Origin of the sequence: Desulfonatronospira thiodismutans ASO3-1, assembly GCF_000174435.1 — a bacterium.
Lineage (GTDB): Bacteria > Desulfobacterota > Desulfovibrionia > Desulfovibrionales > Desulfonatronovibrionaceae > Desulfonatronospira > Desulfonatronospira thiodismutans.
The window spans coordinates 739,850-764,212 of sequence record NZ_ACJN02000003.1 but is presented as its reverse complement, the minus strand read 5'-3'; the positions used below and the strand labels follow the sequence as shown (position 1 = coordinate 764,212).

Below are 24,363 nucleotides of genomic sequence, written 5' to 3'. Positions count from 1 at the left end.
TTAACCGCACCTTTCAGGAGTGGGAGAATCTGCTGCACCCTGATGCAGGTAGGTTCCGATGTGGTTGAGTTCGTCTTCGCTGAGATCCCATTCATCGTAGCAGGGCAGAGCCTCAATGTCTCCAAAGACCTCTTCCCATTCAGCCTGGCGTTTGGCATCAGGGCCCAGGTATTCCCCGGCTGCACCTTCCTTGGTGGCATCTTCCATATGACATGGGCGGCACTGTTCACGGAACAGGAAACGTCCCTGACGCGGATTGCCATCGAACATGGCCAGGCCGATTCCAACCTGGGTTGCAAAGATTGCCCCTGCCATAGCCAGAATAATCAACTTTCTCATAACTGCCTCCTTATAATTTTGGATCTTTTGGGTTGCATGGTTTTACTTGAAAAAACGTATTTACAGGAACTCTACACTCTCAGACTAGCACTAAGTGTGCCATCCGGCATTTAAACCAATTTGGCTCAGTTAACAAGTTGTTTTTGCATGCTTATTAAAATAAAGAGTCAAGGGTTGTGTTGATGAAAAAAAATATATATTTAAACAAGTGATTAATCACGGACCGGTGATTAATCACGGACCAGTGACGGCAGTATCGCCATTATCAGACGTCTGACGTGGACGCCTTCATGGACCACCGAAGCCCCCTGACAGGATCTGAGCGGTTCGGGTGCCGATTCTTTGCCGCCCTGTCTGTACAGTTGATTGATAACCAGTATGATCTTTTTGCCGGGGAAGGAGTTATAATATGCTGAAGAATCAACGTGTCAATATTTATTGCAAGGATATAGTGGAAATAATGCAGGAAGGGCTTCTGGTGGTGGCTGAGGACGGCACCATCCAGATGGTCAACCATGCCCTGGAGAACATTACCGGATACTCCAAGGAGGAGCTTCTGGGCCAGCCCTGTTCCATTTTCAAGTGCGATGCCTGCAAACTGCTCAGACAGGCCTCCAGCGGTGCCTGGTGCAGGCTTTTCGAGCGCAAGGAGCAGGTCAAGCGAAAATGTCACCTCATGCGCAAAGACGGCTCTTATATCACGGTTCTCAAGACTGCAGCTGTTCTTTCCGACGACCAGGGACAGACCATGGGAGCAGTGGAAATCGTGACTGATATTTCGGAAATGGACAGGCTGGACCGGCAATTGCGCCAGCTTACCAGGACCCTGGATGAGGAGTCCAGCTTTCAGGGTATTGTAGGGCATTCCAGGCAAATGAAAAACCTGTTCGAGCTTGTGGAAAAGGCGGCCCAGAGCGATTTTCCTGTTTTTATCTGCGGTGAGTCGGGTACCGGCAAGGAACTGGTGGCCCAGGCCATACACAATCTTAGCCCCAGGGCGGAGCAGCCATATATTCAGGTCAACTGCGCCGCTCTCAACGAGTCCCTGCTGGAAAGCGAGCTTTTCGGGCATGTCAAGGGGGCCTTCACCGGTGCCCTGCAGCACCGCAAGGGGCGTTTCGAAGCAGCTCACAAAGGTGATATCTTCCTGGACGAAATAGGAGATCTGCCCATGGCCATGCAGGTCAAGCTGCTGCGCGTACTGGAAACCAAGACCTTTGAGCGGGTGGGGGACAACCGGACCATTTCCGTGGACCTGCGCTTTATAACCGCCACCAACAAAAACCTGCCGGACCTCATAGCCAGGGGAGGTTTCCGGGAGGACCTGTTTTACCGCATAAACGTCATCCCTATACACCTTCCTCCTTTGCGGGAAAGGAAAGAAGATGTGCCGCACCTGGTGGATTTCTTCATCAAGAGGCTTTCCAGAAAAAACAAGAAAAATATCCAGGGGCTGAGTCCTGAGGCAATGCGCATATTTATGCAGTATTCCTGGCCGGGCAATGTCCGGGAGCTGAAAAGCGCCCTGGAGTACAGCTATGTTCTGGCAGAGGGTGACAGGATACGCTCGGAAAATCTTCCGGAATATTTAAAGGACGGTGGCAACGATTTCCAGGCCGTAGACCTGCCCCCTGCGCCTGCAGAAAATCTGCAACAGCGCCAGAAACAGGAACTCATTGAGGCTCTGAAGCAAAGCAGCGGAAACAAGTCCCAGGCGGCCAGGCTGCTGGGGATAAATAGAGTTACGGTCCTGAACCGCATGCGCAAGTACGGCATAGATCTGCAGCGCGATGTTGTTTATTAAGAATTCGGGGATTGGGGGATTCGGGGATTGAGGAATTGGGGGATTCGGGGATTGGGGGATTGGGGGTTACCAACTCTTAGAGTTGATCTTTCCTGGGTAATAACTCACCATAATATCGTAACCATTCAGTACGTATTTATGCGCCAATCCTGTTCCAGCAGAAAGTTGATAAGGTTTTTGTGGACGATACCTTTCCGGCTTAAATCGAACTTATCAAGACTCAATACCATTTTAGGGTAATTGTCCTTGATCCCCAGGAGTGCTGAAAATTCCCGTTCTGCGACATTCTGATCAGGAATCAGGTATGCAACCTGGATATATATCCTTTGCGACATTTTTTCCGCGATAAAGTTTATCTCTTTTGCATCGGACTTCCCGATACGCACGGTGTATCCTCTTCTTAGAAGCTCAAGAAAAACAATGTTTTCCAGAATCTGGTTGATATCTCTCTGGTTGTTTCCGTAGATGGCTTCACGGAGACCGTGGTCGGCCAGGAAGATTTTTTCCTGGAATTTCAATATCCTTTTGCCCTGTACGTTTTCGCGCGGTGTCAGGTAAAGAAGGCATGCTTCCTGGGAATAAGATATGTAATTGTACAATGTCTCCAGGGAGATCGCTCTTTTTTCGTTTTTTAGATATTTCATGATATTTGAGCCTGAAAACGGGTTTGCAACATTGGCGAGAAGATAGGAGAGGATTCGCTCAAAAAGCTCAACATCACGAATGGCATGCCTGCCGATAATATCTTTCAACATGATGGAGTTGTAGATATCCTTGAGATAGTCAAGTGCAGCGGTTGCATCAAGGTTGTTTTCATAAAGAAAGGGCATGCCTCCAAACCTCAGGTAGAGATTAAATGCTTCTTCCACAGGCAGTTCCGTCTGTTTTTCTTTCTTTATTTTCATTATTTCCTGGAAAGAAAAGGGATAGACTGCAACCTCGATATATCTGCCGGCAAGATATGTGGCCAGCTCTCCGGACAGCAGTTTTGAGTTCGACCCTGTAATGTAGAGATCACAATACAGATCGACTCTCAAAGAGTTGACCATTTTTTCCCAGCCGGCCAGTTCCTGGATTTCATCGAGAAATATATAAGCCTTTTCGCCGTGGTTCCCGCTAAGATGCCTGAGTTCCTGATAGATACTCATGAAATCCCGATTAGCATACGCCATGCTCTCGAAATTGATCATAATGATTTGATTTTCCGAAACTCCGTCAGCGATTAATTCCTGCTGAACAAGTTTCAACAGGGTTGACTTGCCTGAACGGCGAATACCGGTGAAGACCTTTACCATGTCCTTGTTGATAAAGGGCCTGACCCTGTTTATGTAGGTTTCTCGTTTAATCATTCTCATCACCTCGTAAGAATGACAATATCTGGTCATAGCGTAAACTGCAATGTTTTTCTCGAAAAGTTTACGTTATGGCGAAAAATTGAGACAGCCCTTTCCCAGGTACAGGGAGGCAGGAAGTATGAAAGTGACTGCGTACCAGTCCGGGTGGCGATGGGTGCCTTAATCCTGATTCAGGCAGGGGTTGAAATAACCGAAATCAATCCAGGGGCATTCTTTTTTCAGCCTGGTCATGAAGTTTTTAAGTCCCATCCCCGGTCCAAGGGCCCTGTCCCCGGCCAGTTCCAGATATATATCCGGATCCAGGTTCATGTTGCGCATCTGGATGAAATCTATTCTGTGGTCCTGGACGAGACCGGCGATTCTCTCCATCTGGTCCTCTGTATCTGTAACCCCTGGAAAAAAAAGAAGGTTAAGGGAGATGAACATATTGTGCTCCCTGGCCAGGGATATGCTCCGGATTACGTCTTCAAACCCGTATCCCCTGGGGCGGTAGTACATATGGTAGAATTCCGGTTCTGCGCTGTTGAGGCTGACCCGCATGGAATCCATACCGGCCCGGGCCAGAGGGGGGATAAATTCCGGCAGGGAAGCGTTGGTATTGATGTTTATGGTTGCAGCCGGAATTTCCTGTCTGGCCTTCTGCAAAGCCTGGATAATTGTTCTGGCCCGGGTCAGGGGCTCGCCTTCGCAGCCCTGGCCGAAGGACAGGATGGGTCGCTTTTCCTTTCTGCAGTGTTCCAGCATGACTTCTTTTATCTCCCCGGGAGATGGAGTGAAGTCAATGCGGGCCTGTGTGGCCTGCATGCCGGAATCGTCTGGCTGATATGAAATGCATCCAATGCAGGCGGCGTTGCACTCACGGGCTGTGGGCAGCGGGGCTTCAAAGCGTCCCAGGGCCAGATTCCTGGCGGCTGGGCAGCAGTAGTTCAGGGCACATCCGGCCAGGTGGCTGATGAGCCTGTTTTCCGGGTATTTGCGAAGCAATTCCCTTGCCCCGCGGGTGATTTTGTCCTGGGGGATGTCGCAGAAGTTCTGCCTCTGGTCCTTGTCCACCTGCATGGCGGATATCCAGAATCTGTCCCGGAAATATCCCACCGCACCGTAAGCGTAAAGAGGCAGCCTGGGAGCACTGTCTTCCTTTGCATAAGCGGCCGTGGCACAAAGGGTGTGCCCGGGACTGGCGAATCCGGCCAGGGCCAGCCCTTCCATGACCTCCACGTTCCCGGTTTCCGGGTCCAGGCCCAGGGCCTTTCTGCCGGGAAGCAAAAAAAGATCGCTTGACTCCGGCAGGGGCATCATCTCGTCGGGGCGTGGCAGTGCTAGCTCTCTGCCCCGGCGTACAAGCATTAGAAGCCCCGGTTCATCGTATATCTGTCCCCTGGCATCAGCGTAGATCAGGTGTGGAGTTTTTGATGAGGGCATGGCTTGATCTCAGGACGGCCTTTTATTTCGCAGCAGGGGCTGGTCAATGCCCTGTTCGCCGAGCTTCTGTTTGAAGCTGTCAATGTTCGAGGGGGTGGTTTCCACCTCGATAATGACCCTGTACCAGGGTTCTTCTCCTGAAAAGGTTCTGTTGATGGAGGCGGAAAACCCTTCCTGATAAAGGCGCTGCTGCAGGCCCCCGGCACGTTCCATACTCTGAAAGGAGCCCACCTGAAAGGTGTATACGAAAGACTCGGCTTCTGCCTCTGTTTCTGGTTCCGGTGCCGGTTCCGGTTCAGGCGGCAGGGCAGCGGTTTCCAGGGGCTGTTCCTGAGGGGATTCAGTCACAGGGGCAGCCGGCTGTTCCTGCGGGGATGGATCTCTGGCAGGCTCTGAGCGCAGGCGTTCGTGAAACTCCAGTTCTTCAGGACGTAGAATCCTGGCCTCTTCCTGTTTTTTCTCTTCCTGGGGCATGATCCTGGAGATATCCGGCATTACGTCTTCGGGATTGTAGCCGCGCCCTACGAAAACACCCAGGATAAAAGCCCAGACAATGGCCAGCAGGGCAAATCCGCCCAGAGTAAGCGTCCTGCCCGGGGTCAGCTGCAGGCTCAGCCTGGACTCCTGCTTTTTTTTGTTCTTGGTGTTTCTGGCAGCCATTGTTACATCTTTTCCGGGGCATGGACTCCCAGGAGCTTCAGCCCGTTGGAAAGTACCCTGGCCGTGGCCTGTAATAGCAGCATGCGTGCGTGGATGAGTTCCCGGCTATCAGCGTTTAGCACTGAATGTACTGTGTAGTAGCGATGCAGCAGTCCGGCCAGTTCGCGCAGGTAGAAACTGATGTGGTGCGGGCTTAAGTTTCTGGCCGCAGCCTGGACCATATCCGGAAACATTTCCAGCTGTTTCAGAAGATCCAGGTCTTCCTGGGATTCCAGAAGGTGCAAAAGGCTTTGAGGCTCAGGGCCTGTGTCTATCCCTCTTTCAGCGGCCTTTGCAAAGACCGAGCATATCCTGGCATGGGCGTACTGGACATAAAAGACCGGGTTGTCCATGCTCTTTTTCTTGACCTCTTCAAGGTCAAAATCCAGGTGACTGTCACTTTTGCGGCTAAGGAATATAAACCTGCAGGCGTCCACACCCACTTCTTCCATGACCTGGCGCAGGGTGACGAACTCTCCGGAGCGGGTGGACATGCTCACCTGCTGACCGGCCCGCAAAAGATTGACCAGCTGAACCAGGATGACCCGCAGGCTCCCGGCGGGCCTGCCCAGGGCCTGGACAGCAGCCTGCATCCTGGGTGCGTAGCCGTGATGATCGGCCCCCCATATATCTACAACTGTTTCAAAGCCGCGGTTGAACTTGTTGTGGTGATAAGCAATGTCCGAAGCAAAATAAGTCAGAGCCCCGTCGGATTTTTGCAGTACCCGGTCCTTGTCGTCCCCGAAGGAGGTGGACCTGAACCACAGGGCCCCGTCATGGATGTAGGCCATATCTTTTTCCTGCAGCCACTCCAGGGTCTTCTGGACCTCGCCCCGGTCAAACAGACCCTGTTCTGAAAACCATACCTGATGCTCGACACCGAAATGCTCCAGGTCTTCTTTGATGCCGGCCAGAATGCTCTGGACAGCCTTTTCCCGGCACAGGGCAATGGCGCTTTCCCGGTCCTGCTTTAAAAGGTCCCGGCCGTGTTCTTGATAAAGTGCCCGGGCGTCATCCTGCAGGTATTCGCCCTGATAATGATCAGGGGAAAGCTCCGCCTCCAGCCCGCAGAGCTGCTCGTACCTGATTAGAACCGAATCCCCCAGGACATACATCTGCCTGCCGGCATCATTGAGGTAATATTCAGTGCTTGCTTCAAAACCTGCAAAGCGCAGGATCCTGGCCAGGGAATCCCCCAGGGCCGCGCCGCGACCGTGCCCGATATGCAGAGGTCCTGTGGGATTGGCTGAGACGTACTCAACCTGTATTTTGTGTTTGCGTCCCAGATCAGAAGATCCGAATCCTTCCTGTTCCTTCTGGATGACGGGGATGATTGACTGCCAGAACGAGGGCTTGAAAGTGAAGTTCAAAAAACCTGGCCCGGCGATTTCTATACTTTGCAGCTTTTCAGCCCGGCCCAGCATCATGTCTTTGAACCTTGCAGCCAGGTCCCTGGGTTTTTCCCCGGCCTGTCCGGCCAGGAGCATGGCCAGGTTGCAGGCCAAGTCTCCGAAACTCTTTTCCCGGGGAGTTTCTATAGAGGCCTTGTCCGGCCACTTCAGGCCCAGCTCATGGACCACTTCCCGCAGGTGTTTTTCGACATATTCTCTGGCAAACATCTATTTTCTTCTTTTGGTTCTCAATCTTTTAGTTCTCAGGCTCAATGTCTTTGAGACAGGACAGGTTTCTGGCCTCAATACCTGCATCACGGCCCAGGATCTGGGGGATCATTCTGGTCAGGACGCCCTTGGGTCCCAGTTCCACGAACTGTTTTGCGCCATGTTCATGCATGTTTTCTATAAGCTGGGCAAAGTATACCGGGGAAGTCATCTGGGTGGACATAATCCTCCTGATTTTTTCCGGGTCCTGTTCCATATCGGCTGTGGCATTGAAAAATACTGGAAAGGCCGGCGTTTTCCAGTCCAGCTTGCGCATGACGTCTGAAAGTTCTTCGGCAGCCTCCTGCATCATGGGGCTGTGAAACGCCCCGCTTACTGGCAGGTGAAAAAGCCGGCCCTTTGCTTCCTGAACCAGGCTTTCCAGGCGCTGCAGGGCCTCTTTGTCCCCGGAAACCACAGTCTGGGTGGGTGTATTGTAATTGGCCACCAGAATCTCCTTGTCTGTATCAGTGGCCACCCGGCTGACCATATCTTCCACCTGGTCCTTTTTCAACTTTAGTATGGCTGCCATGCCTCCCCGGGAATGGGGGTCGGCCTCGTCCATGAGCCTGCCCCTGAGAGAGGTGAGTTCCAGAACTGACCGTGGTTCCAGTACCTGTGCGGCGCAAAGAGCACAAAATTCGCCCAGGCTGTGTCCGGCGCTGCAGGAAACATCCAGCCTCGATTCAAGGCGCATCCACAGGGTCAGGTTGACTGCGGTAAGAGCCGGCTGTACATAGCGGGTTGCGTCCATCTCCCCGCAGCCCTGATCCCAGAAAATTTCGCGCAGGGGATGGCCACAAGCCTGTTCGGCCATTTTCCATATTTCCATGGCGGCGGTGTCGCTTTCGGCCAGGTCCCGGCCCATGTTGGCCTCCTGGGAGCCTTGACCGGGGAAGAGCACCCCAGTAAGCTGCTTTGACATTTTTGACCTCCAAAATTCAGCAAACCTCAACACTTACTTTTTTGGGTTTAAAAGTCGAGGGGTTAAACACGGGTTTTTTGCATGCAGCTTGAGGAGTTAAGAGAGGAAACAGCAGCCCTGGGTTTTGAATTGAACCCGCAGCAGGTGCAGGGTCTACAGGCATATCTGAGCACCCTGGAAAAATGGAACAGGAGTGTAAACCTGGTTGGGCCGTCCCACTGGAGGGAGATCCTGCACAGCCTGGTGGTGGACAGTTTGTACCTTTCAGGTTTTTTATCGCGGATAGCGCATCAGGAAGATATCCGCAGCCTGGACCTGGGGGCCGGGGCTGGACTGCCGGGGCTCCCCCTGCGTCTGCTCTGGGATAAGGGCAGCTACTACCTCGTGGAAAGCCGGTTTAAAAGATGCGCTTTTATGCGCCAGGCCATTTCTGCCATGGGTATCCAAAATACATACGTGATTAATGGCAGGGTCGAGGATCTGCCCCGGGATATTCTGCCTGCAGACCTGATTGTAAGCCGGGCCTTTATGCCCTGGAAAAAGCTTCTTGCACTGACAGTCTCCATGCTCGATGTCAGGGGAAGTCTGATTGTGCTGAGCAGTCAGGAGGCCGAGGGCAAGGATCTGCAGGGTTTTGTTCTAAAGGAGCAGTTTTGTTACCAGGTCCAGGGCAAAAGGCGCTTTTTCTGGGCCTTGCAGAAGATGGATGACGGAGGGTAGAGAATCCCGACTAAACAAAGGCAGATTTGGTAGGAGTAGACAGCCCCCGTGCGACATTTGCCAGAATAAGAAGTAGACACAAGGCATTCTGAATAGTCACATGATTAGTTACAAACAGGGAAACACAGGCAATGTGAAATGACGGAAAACAAGGACACACATCTTTTCGGAACTGCTGCCCTGGTGGGGCCGCCCAATGCCGGAAAATCCACCCTGATGAACACTCTGGTGGGGGAGAAGGTGGCCATTGTCACTCCAAAGGCCCAGACCACCAGGAACCGCATCAGCGGGATCTTGAGTACTGACAGGTACCAGGTGGTATTTATGGATACACCGGGGGTAAACAAGGCCAGGGGCAAACTGGGCGAGCTTTTGAACCGCTCTGCCATGGAAGGGCTTAATTCCGCAGATGTAGTTCTGCTGGTGGTGGATACAGAGCTTTACGTAAGAAAACCCCATTTTCTGAAAAAGGACTTTCAGCCCTTCAAAAAAAGAGTCTCAGGGCTCTCCGGGGTGGTTGTAGTGTCCAATAAGATAGACAAGGTAAGGGACAAAAAGAAAGTTTTGCCGGTATGGCAGGAGCTGAGCCGAATGTTTCCGGAAAGGGAGATCCTGCCGGTATCTGCATCCACCGGGGAGGGAACAGAGATACTCCTGGAAAGGATCCTGGAGCATATGCACCCCGGTCCGGCCCTGTACCCGGAGGACCAGCTGTCCACCCTGCCCATGCGGTTTATGGTGGCGGAAATAATCCGGGAGAAGCTGTTTCTGGCTATGCGCCAGGAAGTGCCTTACGGTCTGGCCGTGGAAATAGAATACTGGAAAGAACAGGAAGACCTTCTGCATATCAGTGCCGTAATCTATGTCCTGCGGGACGCCCACAAGTCAATGGTCATCGGCAGGGGTGGAGAGGTGCTCAAAAAGGTGGGCATGCAGGCCAGGCTGGAAGCAGAAGCTTTGAGCGGGAAAAGGGTGTACCTGGAAACACATGTAAAGGTCAGGCCTGGATGGGACGAAAACCCGGGGTTTCTCAGATCCCTTGGGATATAGGATGAGACTTCTGACCTCTGGCCTCTGACATCTGACTTCTGGAGGTCAGGGAGGCGGCTTATTGTTGATTTATTCCTTATGAAATGGAGATACTATGCAAGAAACCCGCGCTGTGCGCAGGAAAAAACTGAAAAAGAACCTGGCGGAAAAGGATGTCCATGCACATCTTATCACCAGCCCGGCCAACCGCTACTATCTAAGCGGTTTTGAACTGCATGATCCCCAGTGTAATGAAAGTGCAGGGTGTCTTCTGGTTACCCGGGAAAAGGACTACCTGCTCACAGATCCCAGATACCTGGAAGAGGGCAAGGCTTATTTTCCTGAAGAGGACATATTTGTTTACACCAGGGACAAGTACAAGCAGATAAAGAGCTATCTGAACAAGACGGGCATATACAGACTGGGCTTTGAACCGCAGTGGATGAATTACGAGTTTTATGCAGCAATCAGTCAGGAATTTGAGATGGTGCCGCTCAAAGGGCTGGTGGAGGACCTGCGCTTTGTCAAGGATAAACGTGAGCTGGATCTGGTTAAAAAGTCCTGCGCCCTCAATCACAAGGTCTTTACCCGTCTGGAGCAGATACTTCGTCCCGGTCTGCGGGAAAAGGACATTGCCTGGGAAGCGGAAAAAATGTTCAAGGAGGAAGGTGCCAGCGAAATGAGCTTTTCCACCATAGTGGCCGCAGGCGAGCGCTCCGCTCTGCCGCACGCCTCTCCCGGCGACAGGGAGCTAAGGGATGGAATGCCCCTGCTGGTGGATATGGGGGGCAGGTATCAGGACTACTGTTCGGACCAGTCCCGTACATTCTGGATAGGTTCCAAAGAGGATGTTTTTTTCAGGCAGACCAGGGACCTGGTGCGCAAGGCCCAGGACCTGGTGATAGAGTGGATGGCTCCGGGCAGGTCCATCAGCGAGGCCTACCAGATAGTAAGCTCTTTTTTTGCTGAACACGGAGTGGACAGGCATTTCACCCATTCTCTGGGGCATGGCATCGGTCTGGAGACCCATGAGGCCCCAAGCCTCGGCCCCAATGCAAAAGGGGAGTTTATACCCGGCATGGTGGTCACAGTGGAGCCGGGACTTTATTATGCAGGCTGGGGTGGAGTTCGCTGGGAATACATGGTCCTGGTTACCAGAAGCGGGGTGGAGATCCTTTGAGCTTTACACCTCTTTTTTCCAGACGGGTGTACGTGGAGCTTGAGCGCAAAGACATAGCCCTTTTCAAGTTTTTGCTTGAGTCCATGGACAATCTGGCTTATATGAGCGTTGTGGACAAATACAGGGCGGTAGTGCAACTGGTATACGCCCCTGGCTCGGAGGATGACCTGGATAATTTTCTGGCTGCTGCCGGCCGGGAGATCAATTTGAAAGTAGTCTACAGAGGTGCATTGAAAAATGAAAAGAATTTTTGAGCACAACAGGTTTACTGCAGGCTCCAGACACTGGGCCGGTGGAAAAAATGCAGGCCGGGCCATGCTTACCTTGTTCATGCTGGCCTTTTTCTGTCTCGGTATGGGGGGTACCAGCGGCACTTTCGGGCCTGCTGCAGAAAAGGACCGGTTTTTCAGGGCTGAGATTAAAGATCGTTCCGACAAAAGCCATGAAGTGCAGGGCATTTTTGTCCAGGGTTCCACTTATCTTCCGGCCCGTACCGGCTCCGCCGAGGCCGAAGTGGATTTCGGCAAGATTGAAAGTGCCCGTTTCTATGTTCAGGATGACAGGGTTCTGGCCAGGGTGACCATGGTCAACCAGGAAGAGATGGATTTTTATATTCAGCCCCAGACTACCTTTCAAGGAAAGACTGACTGGGGCAGTATTTCCTTCAGGGCGGACGAAATCAAGGAAATAAGCTTTAAGTGATGCGGGACGGGGAATTTTTCAATACACAAAAGCCCAGTGTTCTAAACCTGGGCGGGGATACGGATATCTTTGTCCAGGGGGAAGCTGCAGACTGCTTTTATGTGCTTCTTTCGGGACAGGCCGATCTTTTGCGCGGTGAACAAAAGGTTATGCAGCTTGGTTCCGGTACTGTCCTGGGAACGGAAACCCTTTTCAGGCCGGACAAGGGTTATCTTTACACCGCCCGCACCAGGGGAGAGGCAAGGGTGGCCAGACATGGCTACCAGGAATTTCTGGACCAGGCCATGTCCGGACCGCGTCTCCTGCGCCGGGTGCTGGATACGCATATAAGGGAGATTGAAGAGCTCTGGCTGCGTATGGATGCTGCATTCAAGGAAAATCAGGATTATTATTTTCCCGGGGGCATCAAGTCCTGTGCCCCGGGGGAGTGGGTGATCCGGGAAGGCGACCGGGATGATGCGATATACCGCATAGTGTCTTCCGACCAGGGCCTGGAGGTGGTCAAGCAGGATAAAGTGCTGGCTCTTTTAAGAGAGCCGGGGGATTTTTTCGGGGAGATGGCCGCCATCCTGGGAGAGGCCAGGACCGCCGGAGTGAGATCCGTAGGCGAATCCGTCCTTGAGGTATACCCCGGTGACCGGCTGAACCAGATGATTGCAGACTATCCGGGCATGTCGGCGCGCATTATAAGCAATCTGGCCCAGCGCCTGGCCAGTACTTCCAGAGAGCTGGCCTGCGACTCCCAGGACAGTTGAGAACAGGAGCAATTCCTGTTTTCCCGCCTGTTGCCTGCTGTGTTTGTTATCCTGCCATGTGAAGAAGGGGTGTCGTTCTGTCATTTAAATTGGGTTTTAAGATTCATCATCTGATAAAACTGGTCAATCTAAGCGCACCGCTGCAATCCAGGGTCCGGGGGCTTTGCAAACAGGGCGTAAACTGTCTGAACAACGTAGGAAGCGTTAATCAAAACCGTTCAACACCGAATTTGATTCAAAGCATGTTATAGAAGTTATTCTGGTTTAAAAACTCGTGTATAGGTTTTGATTTACGCTTCCTTGGAGTGAGTTTTTACGTCCTGTTTGCAAAGCCCCCGGACCCTGGTGAACTTTACATTGGGTTTAACTTTTGACCCCGAAAAAACTACGGCAATTATCCCCGCATGTCATCCACAGTTCCCCGGCATCCATATCCTTTGACCGGGCCGCTTCCAGGGCCGTAAACACCATCAGGGCTGGCTCGTTCTGCTTGCCCCGGTAGGGCTCAGGTGCGATAAAGGGGCAATCGGTTTCCAGCATTAGCCTGTCCACGGGGATTTCTCTTACAATCTCTCTTAGCCGGGTGTTTTTTGCGAAAGTGATGCTGCCGGGTATGGAAATGAACCATCCGTGATCCAGGATCTGCCGGGCGGTTTCCAGGTCCTGGCCGAAACAGTGCCACAGCACCTTCCTGTCTCTGAACCCCATTTGTTTAAGTATCTCAAGGGTCTCTTCCGCAGCGTCCCTGGAATGGATGACTGCGGGAAGATCCAGATCCCTGGCCAGCTCCAGCTGGGTCCTGAAGGCCTGCCTCTGCTCCTGCGGACTGCTCTTATTGTAGAAAAAGTCCAGGCCGGTCTCGCCCACGGCCTTTATACGCTTATCATCACGGGCAAGGGAGTAAAGACGTCCGGATGTTTCTGTGTCCAGTGTGGAGGCCTCGTGGGGATGTACTCCCAGGATGTAAAAAATACCGGGCTGCGATGAGAAGAGTTCCCTTCCCTTCAGGTAGGCATCGGGTCCAAGAAATACCTGACCCAGAGTAGTTATCCCGCACTTTTTTGCCCTGTCCAGGACCTGGTCCAGGTTGCCGGCCAGGGTTTTAAAGTCCAGATGCGCGTGGCTGTCTGCGCCACCGGGGGGCAGGGCCATTTCCTGGGGAAGGGGCCTGTTCTTATTTTTGCCCATGCATCAGTCCTGTGCGCGTACGCCATTTTCCCAGTCCTGCACTGGTATGGCTTCGTCAATTAACATGACTGGTATTTCCTCCCTGATGGGATAGACCAGAGCGCACTCAGAGCATTTAAGGCCCTCCTCCTGGCCTGTGAGAGTCAGGTCTGACTTGCATTTGGGACAGGCCAGAATCTGCAGAATTTCTTTGTTCAGACTCATGTTTTTACCTCCGAAGCATCCAGGGGATGCAGATAGCGGTGAACATATTTGGAGGGCAGATACGCCCAGATCTTGTACAGCAAAAAGACACACACCAGGGAGAAAACCAACCTGGCCAGGAGAATGCCTGAAAGATCGGCACCCAGCAACAGCATGAGCAGGGTGTCTTCAATGAGGCTGTGGGCTATGCCCATGAGGGTCAGGGAGAAGAATACATCCCTTTGCGGAATCCGCCTGGTGCGCACTTCCCTGATGATGAGGGCCCCGCCGTAGGCCAGGCCCATGGTCAGGCCTACTATGGTGATGGATGCTGCTTCCCTGCCGATTCCAAGCAGTCTGAAAAGGGGGTTTAGCATCCAGATAAGTATTCTGGTGACCTGTATGTAATCCAGGAAACGGATTACAGCTACAAGGGCCATTATTATCAGGTAGATGACCCCAAGATTGCGCAGCTGGGCCGCAAACCATCCCATAAGCCCCTCTGGCTGCGGATCTGGACGCCAGACTACGGTGTTTTGTCCCTGCAGCCAGCCACCCCACTCATAAACAAAATTTAAAATAATGCCCAGGATGATGGCGCAGATAATTCTGAACAGGGCCTGGAAAATCAGCCTGGCACCACATTTCTGGGCGATGCGCAGCTCAATGGGCAGGGCGTGGGCCATTAAGACGGCAGTGGATAAAATAGTCACCTGGGCCACGCTCAATTCAAAGCTCCCTGGAAGGGAGACAAAGACTATCATGGCGCTGTAGACATTGTTGAGAATGGCCGTGGCCCAGACCAGGCCCATACTGCCCGGCAGGCCCATGAGGTGCATGACCGGTTCCAGCAGATCTGCCAGATAGGGTAAGAGATCCAGTTCGGTAATTATCTTTACCAGGATGATTACAGGGACCATTATTTTCAACAGCCTTAGAAAAAGGACGGTTGCCTCCCTGATGATCCCGGCAAAGGAGGAGAGGATACCTGCGGACAGGTTTTTCACATTAATACATCTGTTTTAACAGGTCTTCTTCTGTGGCTCCACTGCTTCCGGAGCCTTCCTCCCGGTCGGATTCAGCCCTGGCGCTTTTGCGGGTGGGCTCGGTTCCAGCCTTGAAAGGCAGGAAATAGGTGTTGTCCATGCCCGAAGGAGCCAGGAGTCCGGATTCAGCGTCTATCCTGGCCGTGACTATTCCCGGAGGACGCTGGAAATCCTGGACAGGGTACTCTTCTTCTACCTCTTTTCGGTAGTCTACCCAGATGGGAGATGCCGCCCTGGCACCGGTCTCAAAACGCCCCATGGGCCGGGGCTGGTCAAATCCAACGTATACTCCGGTGAGAAGATAAGGCGAATATCCCAGGTACCAGGCGTCTTTCTGCTGGTTTGTGGTTCCGGTTTTGCCGGCCACGGGCCTGCCCAGGGCCCTGGCCCTCCATCCGGTGCCGTCTGCAACCACTTCCTGCAGCAGGCTGGTGATGATGTAGGAGTTCTCGTGGCTGATGGCCTCAACCGGCTCTGTATCGTTTTCATAAATGAGCTGGCCCCAGGAGTCCGAGACAGAAGTGATCAGCCTGGGAACCACGTAAGACCCGTCACGGGCAAAGGCGCTGAAAGCCTGACACATATCCTCTAAGGTGACCGGCACTGAGCCGAGGCTTATGGACAGATCCCTGGGAAACTCCTCCTGGATGCCCAGGCTGCGGGCTCTGTGTATGAGTTCATCAATGCCCAGGTTCTGGGCCACTCTTATGGTGACCAGGTTTCTGGATTTGACCAGGGCATCTCTTATGAGGGTCGGCCCGTGGAATACGCCTTCGAAATTGCGCGGTCTCCAGCTGGTCAGGGTCTCGTGGTCATCGTAGACAAAAGGGGCATCCAGGACAATGGAGGCCGGTGTATAGCCATTGTCCAGGGCTGCGGAGTAAACTATGGGCTTGAAAGCCGAACCGGTCTGCCTTCTGGCCTGGGTGGCCCGGTTGAAATGGCTCTGGTGAAAATCATATCCTCCGGCCAGGGCCATGACATCTCCGGTGCGCGGATCCAATGAATAGATGGCTCCCTGTACCTCGGGCTCCTGTTCCAGGGCCATCTCAAATACAATGGGTTCCATGCGGCTTTCATCCATCAGTTCATCCGGTTCGGGCTTGTGCTGTAAAGAGGCCCAGACAATGTCCCCCGGTTCAAGAATCCGGGTGGCGTCCCTTATTGCCCGTACCTCTTCCGGAGCTCTTGAGGGATCGGGTGTTCTGCCCCATTCCATGGTGGATACATCTATGCGGCCATGGAAGTCTCCAAAGCGTACATCAGCTCCAGAGGCCTCAACGTCGGTTACCAGGACTTGAGTCCACTGACCTTTTTCCAGTTCTTCAGGATCCAGAACCTGCTGCATCAAAAAACCCTGCTGCATTTCCGGCTCGATATTGTCCAGGGGGCCTCTCCAGCCTCTTCTTTTGGTGGAGTCTTCCAGGCCCTGGCGCAGGGATTTCTGGGCGGCATCGAGGTGCTTTAAGCTGGTGGGGGTCTGCACCACCAGCCCGCCCTCATAGACCTTTTCCTCGCCAAACATGTGGATCAGTCGGCGGCGGACTTCTTCCAGGTAGTAGGGCCCTTTTTGCCAGGATGGATCCGGCATGCGTTTCAGTTCCAGAGGCTGGGACACGGCTTCCTGGTACTCCTGTTCATCTATCCAGCCCAGGTTCAGCATGCGTGAAAGTACATACATCTGCCGGTGCCTGGCGCCCTCAGGATTGCGGTAGGGGTTGAGCCTGGACGGGGCCTTGGGCAGGGCCGCCAGAAGCGAGGCTTCAGCCAGGTTCAGTTCGCCTGCGTGCTTGCCGAAGTACTCCCTGGATGCGGCTTCTATGCCATAAGCCCTGGAGCCCAGGAAGATCTGATTCATGTAAATGGTCAGGATTTCATCCTTGGTCAGGTGGTTTTCCAGCCTGTAAGCCAAAATGGCTTCCTTGAGTTTGCGGGTGTAGCTGCGCTCCGGGGTTAGAAGCAAAGACTTTATCACCTGCTGGGTGATGGTGCTGCCACCCTGGACTATTTCCCCGGCCTTGAAATTCTGGATTGCGGCCCTGGCCACGCCCAGCATGGATACTCCCTCGTGTTCGTAGAACCGGGCGTCTTCTGAGGCCAGGAAGGCCTTGACCGCCACCGGGGCAATCTCATCCAGGGAAACCAGGTAGCGCTTTTCACGGTAAAACTGCCCCAGGACATCACCGTCCCGGGTGAAGACCTTGGTCACCAATGGCGGGTCATAGTCGGAAATGGTTCTGTAATCGGGCAGATCCTGTGCCGCCCACTTGTAGAGTCCGATGCCCACGGCAGTTGCTGCAAGGATCAGCACCAGAAGTAATACGGAGAATATTTTCAGGTATTTCATTTTGTTAATAATAAACTGGAGGGTTAAAAGTTATCAGTTAATAGTTGAACATGAAGCCTGCAAGGATATATGTCGAAAAAAGTATACTTCACGGATTCAGGATAAACCAGAGTGTAAAGTTGAAATATCAGTCAATAAGCCCCAGGTTCCGGAGCATGGAATTAAAATCTTTCTGCAGGGCTGATACTTCCGCCCTGAAAAGCTTGAGCAGATTTTTCACTTCACTGGATTCATGCTGGGCCAGGCACTTGCTGTTTGTCATGAATACAAGCTTGCCCCGCAAAAACCAGAAGGGAAAAAGACGGCAGTAAAAGGGCCGCAACTCCCGGGGCAAAAGGCAGCCATCGTCCTGGAGCAGTATACATTTACCATCTGATAACGTTTTCAGACGCAAATGACAAGTATCAAGGGCAAAAATTGATCTGGTTTTGTGTTGGTGATCCGGCAGAAGTCTGCTCACTGAGGCGATGAAGTCTGCTGTATTCGGCTGCTCAACGAAAAAGTCTGAATGCTGCAGATGATTCTGGATGCCTTCTTTTTCCTGGGTGGACAAAGGAAAGCACAGCTCTTCCAGGCCGGGGCTCAGGCGGCAACAGGTGGGAAAAACCCGACTGCACCTGAGGCATACGTATTCCTGCGTGCTCATGAGGAGAACTTGAGTTTGCCCTTGCCCAGCAGGTCATGCAGGTGCACCAGGCCTTTGATGCGGTTTTCATGGTCCACGATGGGCAGAACGGTTATGGCTTTTTCCTCCATGACGTCCAGAACAGAGGCTGCTGACTGGCCGGGATTTGCATGAACAGGAGAAGAAATCATGTGCAGCCCTGCCGGGTCGCTCAACCGCCAGTTATTGCCGCAGACCATGCGGCGCACATCGCCGTCGGTTATAACTCCGGCCAGCCTGTTATCTCCGGAAGTGATAAAGACCACTCCGAAACCTCCCTGGTTCATTACTTCCAGGGCGTTTTCCAGGCTTTCATCTTCCCGGGCCAGGGGCAGGGCGCTGGTGTGCATAAGCCTGTGAATGCCCTGCCTGAGCCTTTGCCCCAGAAATCCCCCGGGATGGTATCTCTGAAAATCCTTTTTGCCGAAGTGCTTGCTCTGCATCAGAGCTATGGCCATGGCATCGCCCACCGCCAGAACTGCTGTGGTGCTGCTGGTGGGGGCAAGACCCAGAGAGCAGGCCTCCCTTGGAACCTTGACCCTGACGACCACGTCCGCCAGGCGGGCCATGGTGGATCCGGTATCGGCGGTCAGGGCCACAATCCTTATTCCCAGGGAACTGATGCTCTGCAGGATGGAGTTTACCTCTTCGGTTTCCCCGCTGTTGGAGATGGCTACCACCAGATCTTCACTTCTGAGCATACCCATATCCCCGTGGGCACCTTCCACTGGATGCAGAAAAAAGGCCGGGCTTCCGGTGCTGCTGAAGGTAGCGGCCATTTTGCGGCCGATGAGCCCGGATTTGCCCACTCCGGTAAGCACTATACGCCCGGAGCAGGCGGACATTTCCTCCATGGCAGAAGAAAAGGCTTCGTCCAGGTCGTCGCGCACCGCGCGGATGGCTTCCAGTTCTATATCCAGGACCTCGCGGGCCTTTTTCAGCCAGTCGTTGTTCTCAGACATAGGTATTGCAGGTGGTTTTACATTCAGAATTTGAACGTTTCTGGTATTTATTCAGCATGCTTTCTCTTTGCTCTTACTCTGTTAATCGGTGTCGGGGTCGGTATGGGAATCAAAATCCAAAGGCCAGGTCATTAGGGAAGTTCCCCAGTATTTTCGATACCGATTCCGACCCCGACAAAAGCATTGTCACAGTAAAGCAGGGGAATATTCTACGTGCCGCATTTAAAGCGCTGAACAGAGGCCTCCTACCACTCCAGGCATAGTTTGTCGCAGTTGGGAGAAGGGGGTACCGGGTAAGTTCCATTGAAGCAGGCCAGGCAGAATGATCTATTGCTGTTAAGAGAAGCCAGAAGACCGTCAACGCTCAGGTAATGCAGCGAGTCCAGTCCTATGAACTCGGCGATGTCTTCCACGCTTTGATTGGCGGCTATAAGTTCTCCCTTGGAGGAAAAGTCTATGCCGTAGTAGCAGGGGTGCTTTATAGGCGGACAGCTCACCCGCATGTGTATCTCTTTGGCCCCCAGTTCGCGCAGTTTTTTCACCCGGGTGCGGATGGTTGTACCCCGGACTATGGAGTCCTCCACGATAAGGATTTTTTTGTCCCGGATCATGCTCCGGGCGGGATTGAGCTTTACCCGGACGCCGAAATCGCGCATATCCTGGGAGGGCTGGATGAAAGTCCGGCCCACGTAGTGATTGCGGATCATGGCCATCTCAAAGGGAATCCCTGATTCCCGGGCATAACCTACAGCTGCGTAAACCCCGGAGTCAGGGAAGGGCATTACGTAATCCGCCTCCACAGGGGCTTCCCTGGCCAGGGCCCGGCCCATTTCCTTGCGGGCATGGTAGACCTCGTCGTCGAAAACAATGGAATCAGGACGGGCAAAGTAGATGAGCTCAAAAACACAGGGAGAAGGTTCACTTACTTCTGCAAACTGAGTGCTCTCCAGACGGCCGTTTTCCACCACCACCATTTCCCCGGGCTGGACACATCGCAGGTATTCGGCTTCCAGGAGATCAAAGGCGCAGGTTTCCGAGGCGAATACATAGGAGTCGCCCAGACGTCCTATGGACATGGGCCTGAATCCATTGGGGTCGCGAACGGCGATCAGCTTGTCATTGGCCATGATGAGCAGGGTGTAGGCCCCTTTTACTTTCTGCAGGGCCTTCTTCAGGGCGTCTTCCAGGGAGTTGCCGTTCATGTTCCTGGAGAGCAGGTGAACTATAATCTCACTGTCCATGGTGGTCTGAAAAATGGAACCCTGCTGTTCCAGCTCCTGGCGGATTTCAGTGGTATTCACCAGGTTGCCGTTGTGGGAGATGGCTATGGATATATCCTTGAACCTTACCAGGAATGGCTGGGCATTGCGCAGAAGGGAGGCCCCGGTGGTGGAGTAGCGCAGGTGTCCCGAGGCTATGGTTCCCTTGAGCTGGTGCCCCAGGTGCTTTTCACTGAAAATATCCCCGACCAGCCCCATGCCTTTCTGTTCCCGGATTCTGCTGCCGTCCCAGGTGACGATGCCGGCGCTTTCCTGGCCCCGGTGCTGCAGGGCGTAAAGTCCGAAGTAGGTCATCCTGGCCGCCTCGGGATGATCATGGATGCCGAATAATCCGCAGTATTCCTTTTTCATGACTTTTTTGCCGTGAGGCAGGGCTGCCATCAAGGACAACCCGCCTGTATCAGACTGTTTTTGTACTTATCCGGCATTGCGGTAGTATTCCTGCATGCTCTGAACCTGCAGGCCCTCACCGGCACGTTCCTTGATGGCCGAGGCCATGGCCCTGGCTGCAGCCATGGTGGTGGTGTACGGGATACGGTACAAAACCGCGGCCTGTCTCAAGGAAGAGGAGTCGTGCTTGGTCTTTTTGCCGGAAGAAGTGTTGATGAGCAGATCGATTTCCTTGTTTTTGATATGATCTATTATGTTGGGACGTCCTTCGTAGACCTTGTTTACCACCTGGGCCGGGATGCCGTTGTCCTGCAAAAACGCGGCGGTTCCCCGGGTGGCCTTTATGCTGAAACCCATTTCATGAAAAATCCGTGCCGGTTCCATGCAATCCTTTTTGTCCCTTTCTGTGACTGAGATGCAGACGCATCCCTTTTCCGGTAGCATCTGCCCGGCACCCATCTGGCCCTTCATAAAGGCCAGTCCCATACCTTTGTCGATCCCCATTACCTCTCCGGTGGAACGCATTTCAGGCCCAAGGAGTACGTCCACCCCGGGGTAGCGTCCAAAGGGAAGCACGGCTTCCTTGACGGAATAATAACCCTGTTTGCGCATGGACCAGGGATCCAGATCCTTGAGTTTTTCCCCGAGCATGACTCTGGTGGCCAGTTTGGCCAGGGGCACGCTGGTGGCCTTGCTGACAAAGGGCACGGTCCGGGATGCCCTGGGGTTGACCTCCAGGATGTACACCCGGCCTTCCTTGATGGCGAACTGGATGTTTATAAGACCCACCACGCTCAGTTCCCGGGCCAGGCTGATGGTTTCGGCCTCGATTTCCCGCAGGAGATCCTGTTCTATGGTGTGCGGCGGTATAACGCAGGCAGAGTCTCCGGAATGTACTCCAGCCTCTTCAATATGCTCCATTATGCCGGCCACATACGTGTCCTGTCCGTCGCTCAGGGCGTCCACGTCCACCTCGATGGCTCCTTCCAGGAACTTGTCCAGGAGAATGGGGTGTTCCGGGGCCACCACGACATGATTCTTGAAGTAGGTGATGAGATGTTCTTCGTCGTAGACTATTTCCATGGCCCGTCCACCCAGTACATATGAAGGCCGGACCACAACCGGATAGCCTATGTCCGCGGCAATGATCCGGGCCTCTTCTATGGATCTGGCGGTGCCGTTGGCCGGCTGCATGAGTCCAAGCTTGGCTATGAGGGCCTGAAAGCGTTCACGATCCTCGGCCCGGTCTATGCTGTCCGGGGAGGTTCCAATTATGGGGACCCCCGCCTGCAGCAGAGGTACAGCCAGGTTCAAAGGAGTCTGCCCGCCGAACTGAACTATGACACCTTCAGGTTTTTCAAATTCGATGATGTTCATGACATCTTCAAAGGTCAAAGGCTCGAAATACAGGAAATCCGAAGTGTCGTAGTCTGTACTCACGGTTTCCGGGTTGGAGTTGACCATGATGGAGCCAAGCCCCATTTCTTTGAGGGAATAAGCCGCATGCACGCAGCAGTAGTCGAACTCTATACCCTGGCCTATTCGGTTGGGTCCTCCGCCCAGGATCATGATCTTGCGGGTATTTTTGGGAAATACCTCACGTCCCTTTTCGTAGGTGGAATAAAAGTATGGGGTGTAAGCCTCGAATTCGCCGGCACAGGTGTCCACCAGGTAGTAGGTGGGCTCAATGCCCAGTTCGCAGCGCAGGGTGCGAACGAAAATCTCATCTTTCTTCCAGAGCCGGGCCAGGTGCCTGTCGCCGAAACCCAGTGTCTTGGCCTCAGTCAATACGGGCTTGAGGTACGGGTTGTCCAGGGAAAGACTTTGTTCCAGGCTGAAATTGCGCAGTTTTTTCTCCATCTGCACCAGTTCCTGGATCTGTCGCAGAAACCATGGGTCTATGCTGGTAAGATCATAAAGTTCCTGGATATCCATGTCGGCCATGAAAGCCTCGTAAAGGGCAAAAAGGCGCAGGGAATGGGGAAAACGCAGTCTGGAGCGGATGCCTTCCAGGTCGGGTTCTCCAGAGGGCAGGTCAGTGGTCAGACCTATATGGCCTGTTTCCAGAGAGCGCAGGCCCTTTTGCAGGGCTTCCTTGCAGGTGCGCCCTATGGCCATGGTTTCTCCCACGCTTTTCATGGAGGTGCCGAGCATGTCCTGGCTGCCGGGAAATTTTTCAAAGGTGAACCTGGGAATCTTGACCACGCAGTAATCTATTGTGGGCTCGAAGGAAGCCATGGTTTCCCGGGTGATGTCGTTGGGGATTTCGTCCAGGGTATAGCCCACGGCCAGCTTGGCCGCAATCTTGGCAATGGGAAAGCCTGTGGCCTTTGAGGCCAGGGCCGAAGACCTGGACACCCTGGGGTTCATTTCAATGACCACCAGGTCTCCGTCGTCCGGATTCACCGCGAACTGGACATTGGACCCTCCGGTTTCAACGCCTATTTCGCGCATTATATCCAGGGAGGCGTTGCGCATGACCTGGTATTCCCTGTCGGTGAGGGTCTGGGACGGGGCTACGGTAATGGAGTCCCCGGTATGCACACCCATGGGATCCAGGTTTTCAATGGAACAGATTATAACGCAATTGTCGTTCTTGTCCCGCATGACCTCCAGTTCGAACTCTTTCCAGCCCAGGACAGATTCTTCAAGCATGATCTCATGGGTCATGCTGCAGGACAGGCCGTAGGCAGCCTTTTCCTCCAGGTCCTCCAGGTTGTAGGCGATGCCGCCCCCGGTTCCACCCAGGGTATAGGCAGGGCGGATGATGATGGGAAAGGCAATGGTACTGGTCCACTGCCTGGCCTCGTCCATGTTGCGGGCTATGCCGCTTTTGGGGACTTTGAGGCCTATGTTTTCCATGGCCCTGCGGAACTGCTCCCTGCTTTCAGCTTTCTGGATGACCGGCAGGGAAGCCCCGATGAGTTCTACGCCGTATTTTTCCAGTACTCCGTTTTCGGACAGGGCCACTGCAGTATTAAGCCCGGTCTGTCCTCCCAGGGTGGGTAAAAGGGCATCGGGTTTTTCCCTGGCGATGATGCGGGCCACTGTATCGGGTTCTATGGGTTCGATATAGGTCTGGTCGGCCAGATCCGGGTCGGTCATGATAGTGGCCGGATTGGAGTTGACCAGGACCACCTGGTAGCCTTCTTCCTTGAGGGCCTTGAGGGCCTGTGTCCCGGAGTAGTCGAACTCGCAGGCCTGTCCGATGATGATGGGTCCGGAACCAATGAGCATGATTTTTTTGATGTCGGTTCTTTTGGGCATGGGTGATTACTTGTAGGTTATGGGTTTGATCCTGAGTATGATTTTCTGCCCTTTCCTGGAAATGAATCCTTCTTCCTCCAGAATGTCAATGCTTTCAAGGCATTCGGATAGCTCAAGGTCAGCCATGGCGGGCAAAAGATTCTGATATTCATCAAGTTTGTTCCAGGAATCCAGGTAGTAAAGGTTGGCCATAACGTATTTTTCGCGCCTGGACAGATGCGTGCCGGAAAAAAGCTTTTCCCGCATTTCGTCGGGCAGTTTAAGCAGAGGGGATATCTTTTCCCGGTCAAAAAAGTCTTTGATGCTCATGGCCACCTGATGCTATCGGCCTGTTTAATGAAGATGTGATATTTACTTGCAAATATGCTGCAGGTCAACAATAATCGAACCGCCTGTACGGCAGACAGAATCTGTGACCACAAGGCTGTTCAGCATACCGTAAACAGGA

22 protein-coding genes are annotated in these 24,363 nt (G+C 53.3%); 7 read left to right on the top strand and 15 right to left on the bottom strand.

Annotation, left to right across the window (positions count from 1 at the left end; genetic code table 11):
* Window positions 1–339, bottom strand: a complete 339-nt coding sequence (locus DTHIO_RS15385; protein WP_008871181.1) for a c-type cytochrome — start codon at window positions 337–339, stop codon at window positions 1–3.
* A 409-nt stretch (window positions 340–748) separates the two neighbouring features.
* Here DTHIO_RS15385 and DTHIO_RS15380 point away from each other — a divergent pair, with 409 nt between their 5' ends.
* Window positions 749–2,143: a sigma-54 interaction domain-containing protein gene (locus DTHIO_RS15380; protein WP_008871180.1), complete on the top strand. Its 1,395-nt coding sequence runs from the start codon at window positions 749–751 to the stop codon at window positions 2,141–2,143.
* Window positions 2,144–2,268: 125 nt separating this feature from the next.
* Here DTHIO_RS15380 and DTHIO_RS15375 read toward each other — a convergent pair whose 3' ends face one another.
* The 5 genes from DTHIO_RS15375 to DTHIO_RS15355 all read right to left on the bottom strand — a co-directional run bounded on the left by DTHIO_RS15375 (window position 2,269) and on the right by DTHIO_RS15355 (window position 8,202).
* On the bottom strand, window positions 2,269–3,492 hold the full coding sequence (locus tag DTHIO_RS15375) for an ATP-binding protein (RefSeq protein ID WP_008871179.1): 1,224 nt from the start codon (window positions 3,490–3,492) through the stop codon (window positions 2,269–2,271).
* Between the two features lie 165 nt (window positions 3,493–3,657).
* Entirely contained in the window at window positions 3,658–4,920 is a 1,263-nt protein-coding gene (locus tag DTHIO_RS15370; RefSeq protein WP_008871178.1) for a radical SAM family protein, read from the bottom strand.
* Window positions 4,921–4,929: 9 nt separating this feature from the next.
* Window positions 4,930–5,580 (bottom strand): SPOR domain-containing protein, encoded by a 651-nt coding sequence (locus DTHIO_RS15365; RefSeq protein WP_008871177.1) that lies wholly within the window; start codon window positions 5,578–5,580, stop codon window positions 4,930–4,932.
* Between the two features lie 2 nt (window positions 5,581–5,582).
* Window positions 5,583–7,238 (bottom strand): arginine--tRNA ligase, encoded by a 1,656-nt coding sequence (argS, locus tag DTHIO_RS15360; protein ID WP_008871176.1) that lies wholly within the window; start codon window positions 7,236–7,238, stop codon window positions 5,583–5,585.
* 28 nt (window positions 7,239–7,266) lie between these two features.
* Window positions 7,267–8,202 carry an ACP S-malonyltransferase gene (locus DTHIO_RS15355; protein WP_008871175.1) on the bottom strand — a complete coding sequence of 312 codons (936 nt, stop codon included), beginning with the start codon at window positions 8,200–8,202 and terminating at the stop codon, window positions 7,267–7,269.
* Window positions 8,203–8,283: 81 nt separating this feature from the next.
* Between DTHIO_RS15355 and rsmG the strand changes: the two genes are divergently transcribed.
* From rsmG to DTHIO_RS15325, 6 genes are all read left to right on the top strand, one after another.
* The gene (rsmG, locus tag DTHIO_RS15350; RefSeq protein WP_008871174.1) at window positions 8,284–8,922 is read left to right on the top strand and encodes a 16S rRNA (guanine(527)-N(7))-methyltransferase RsmG; all 639 of its coding nucleotides are present in this window, start codon (window positions 8,284–8,286) and stop codon (window positions 8,920–8,922) included.
* Between the two features lie 138 nt (window positions 8,923–9,060).
* Window positions 9,061–9,972, top strand: a complete 912-nt coding sequence (era, locus tag DTHIO_RS15345) for a GTPase Era (protein WP_008871173.1) — start codon at window positions 9,061–9,063, stop codon at window positions 9,970–9,972.
* Window positions 9,973–10,066: 94 nt separating this feature from the next.
* Entirely contained in the window at window positions 10,067–11,131 is a 1,065-nt protein-coding gene (locus DTHIO_RS15340) for a M24 family metallopeptidase (protein ID WP_008871172.1), read from the top strand.
* A complete protein-coding gene (locus DTHIO_RS15335) occupies window positions 11,128–11,385 on the top strand; it encodes a DUF4911 domain-containing protein (protein WP_008871171.1) in 258 nt (85 codons plus the stop codon). The genes DTHIO_RS15340 and DTHIO_RS15335 overlap by 4 nt, the downstream gene beginning before the upstream one ends.
* Entirely contained in the window at window positions 11,369–11,833 is a 465-nt protein-coding gene (locus DTHIO_RS15330) for a hypothetical protein (RefSeq protein ID WP_008871170.1), read from the top strand. The genes DTHIO_RS15335 and DTHIO_RS15330 overlap by 17 nt, the downstream gene beginning before the upstream one ends.
* Entirely contained in the window at window positions 11,833–12,588 is a 756-nt protein-coding gene (locus tag DTHIO_RS15325; protein ID WP_008871169.1) for a cyclic nucleotide-binding domain-containing protein, read from the top strand. Before DTHIO_RS15330 ends, DTHIO_RS15325 begins: the two co-directional genes overlap by 1 nt.
* Before the next feature lie 363 nt (window positions 12,589–12,951).
* Here the strand turns inward: DTHIO_RS15325 and DTHIO_RS15320 are convergent, their stop codons facing one another.
* From DTHIO_RS15320 to DTHIO_RS15280, 9 genes are all read right to left on the bottom strand, one after another.
* On the bottom strand, window positions 12,952–13,776 hold the full coding sequence (locus tag DTHIO_RS15320) for a TatD family hydrolase (RefSeq protein ID WP_008871168.1): 825 nt from the start codon (window positions 13,774–13,776) through the stop codon (window positions 12,952–12,954).
* A 3-nt stretch (window positions 13,777–13,779) separates the two neighbouring features.
* On the bottom strand, window positions 13,780–13,980 hold the full coding sequence (locus tag DTHIO_RS15315) for a Trm112 family protein (protein ID WP_008871167.1): 201 nt from the start codon (window positions 13,978–13,980) through the stop codon (window positions 13,780–13,782).
* Window positions 13,977–14,966: a nucleoside recognition protein gene (locus DTHIO_RS15310; protein ID WP_008871166.1), complete on the bottom strand. Its 990-nt coding sequence runs from the start codon at window positions 14,964–14,966 to the stop codon at window positions 13,977–13,979. Before DTHIO_RS15310 ends, DTHIO_RS15315 begins: the two co-directional genes overlap by 4 nt.
* A 1-nt stretch (window position 14,967) precedes the next feature.
* Complete coding sequence (locus DTHIO_RS15305) at window positions 14,968–17,352, bottom strand: penicillin-binding protein 1A (protein WP_008871165.1); 2,385 nt, start codon at window positions 17,350–17,352, stop codon at window positions 14,968–14,970.
* Between the two features lie 127 nt (window positions 17,353–17,479).
* Complete coding sequence (locus DTHIO_RS15300) at window positions 17,480–17,998, bottom strand: YkgJ family cysteine cluster protein (protein WP_008871164.1); 519 nt, start codon at window positions 17,996–17,998, stop codon at window positions 17,480–17,482.
* Complete coding sequence (locus DTHIO_RS15295; protein ID WP_008871163.1) at window positions 17,995–18,978, bottom strand: KpsF/GutQ family sugar-phosphate isomerase; 984 nt, start codon at window positions 18,976–18,978, stop codon at window positions 17,995–17,997. The genes DTHIO_RS15300 and DTHIO_RS15295 overlap by 4 nt, the downstream gene beginning before the upstream one ends.
* A 245-nt stretch (window positions 18,979–19,223) precedes the next feature.
* Window positions 19,224–20,609 (bottom strand): amidophosphoribosyltransferase, encoded by a 1,386-nt coding sequence (gene purF / locus DTHIO_RS15290; protein ID WP_040419113.1) that lies wholly within the window; start codon window positions 20,607–20,609, stop codon window positions 19,224–19,226.
* 66 nt (window positions 20,610–20,675) lie between these two features.
* Window positions 20,676–23,915, bottom strand: a complete 3,240-nt coding sequence (carB, locus tag DTHIO_RS15285) for a carbamoyl-phosphate synthase large subunit (protein WP_008871161.1) — start codon at window positions 23,913–23,915, stop codon at window positions 20,676–20,678.
* Between the two features lie 6 nt (window positions 23,916–23,921).
* On the bottom strand, window positions 23,922–24,224 hold the full coding sequence (locus tag DTHIO_RS15280) for a hypothetical protein (RefSeq protein ID WP_008871160.1): 303 nt from the start codon (window positions 24,222–24,224) through the stop codon (window positions 23,922–23,924).
* Window positions 24,225–24,363 lie beyond the last annotated feature (139 nt).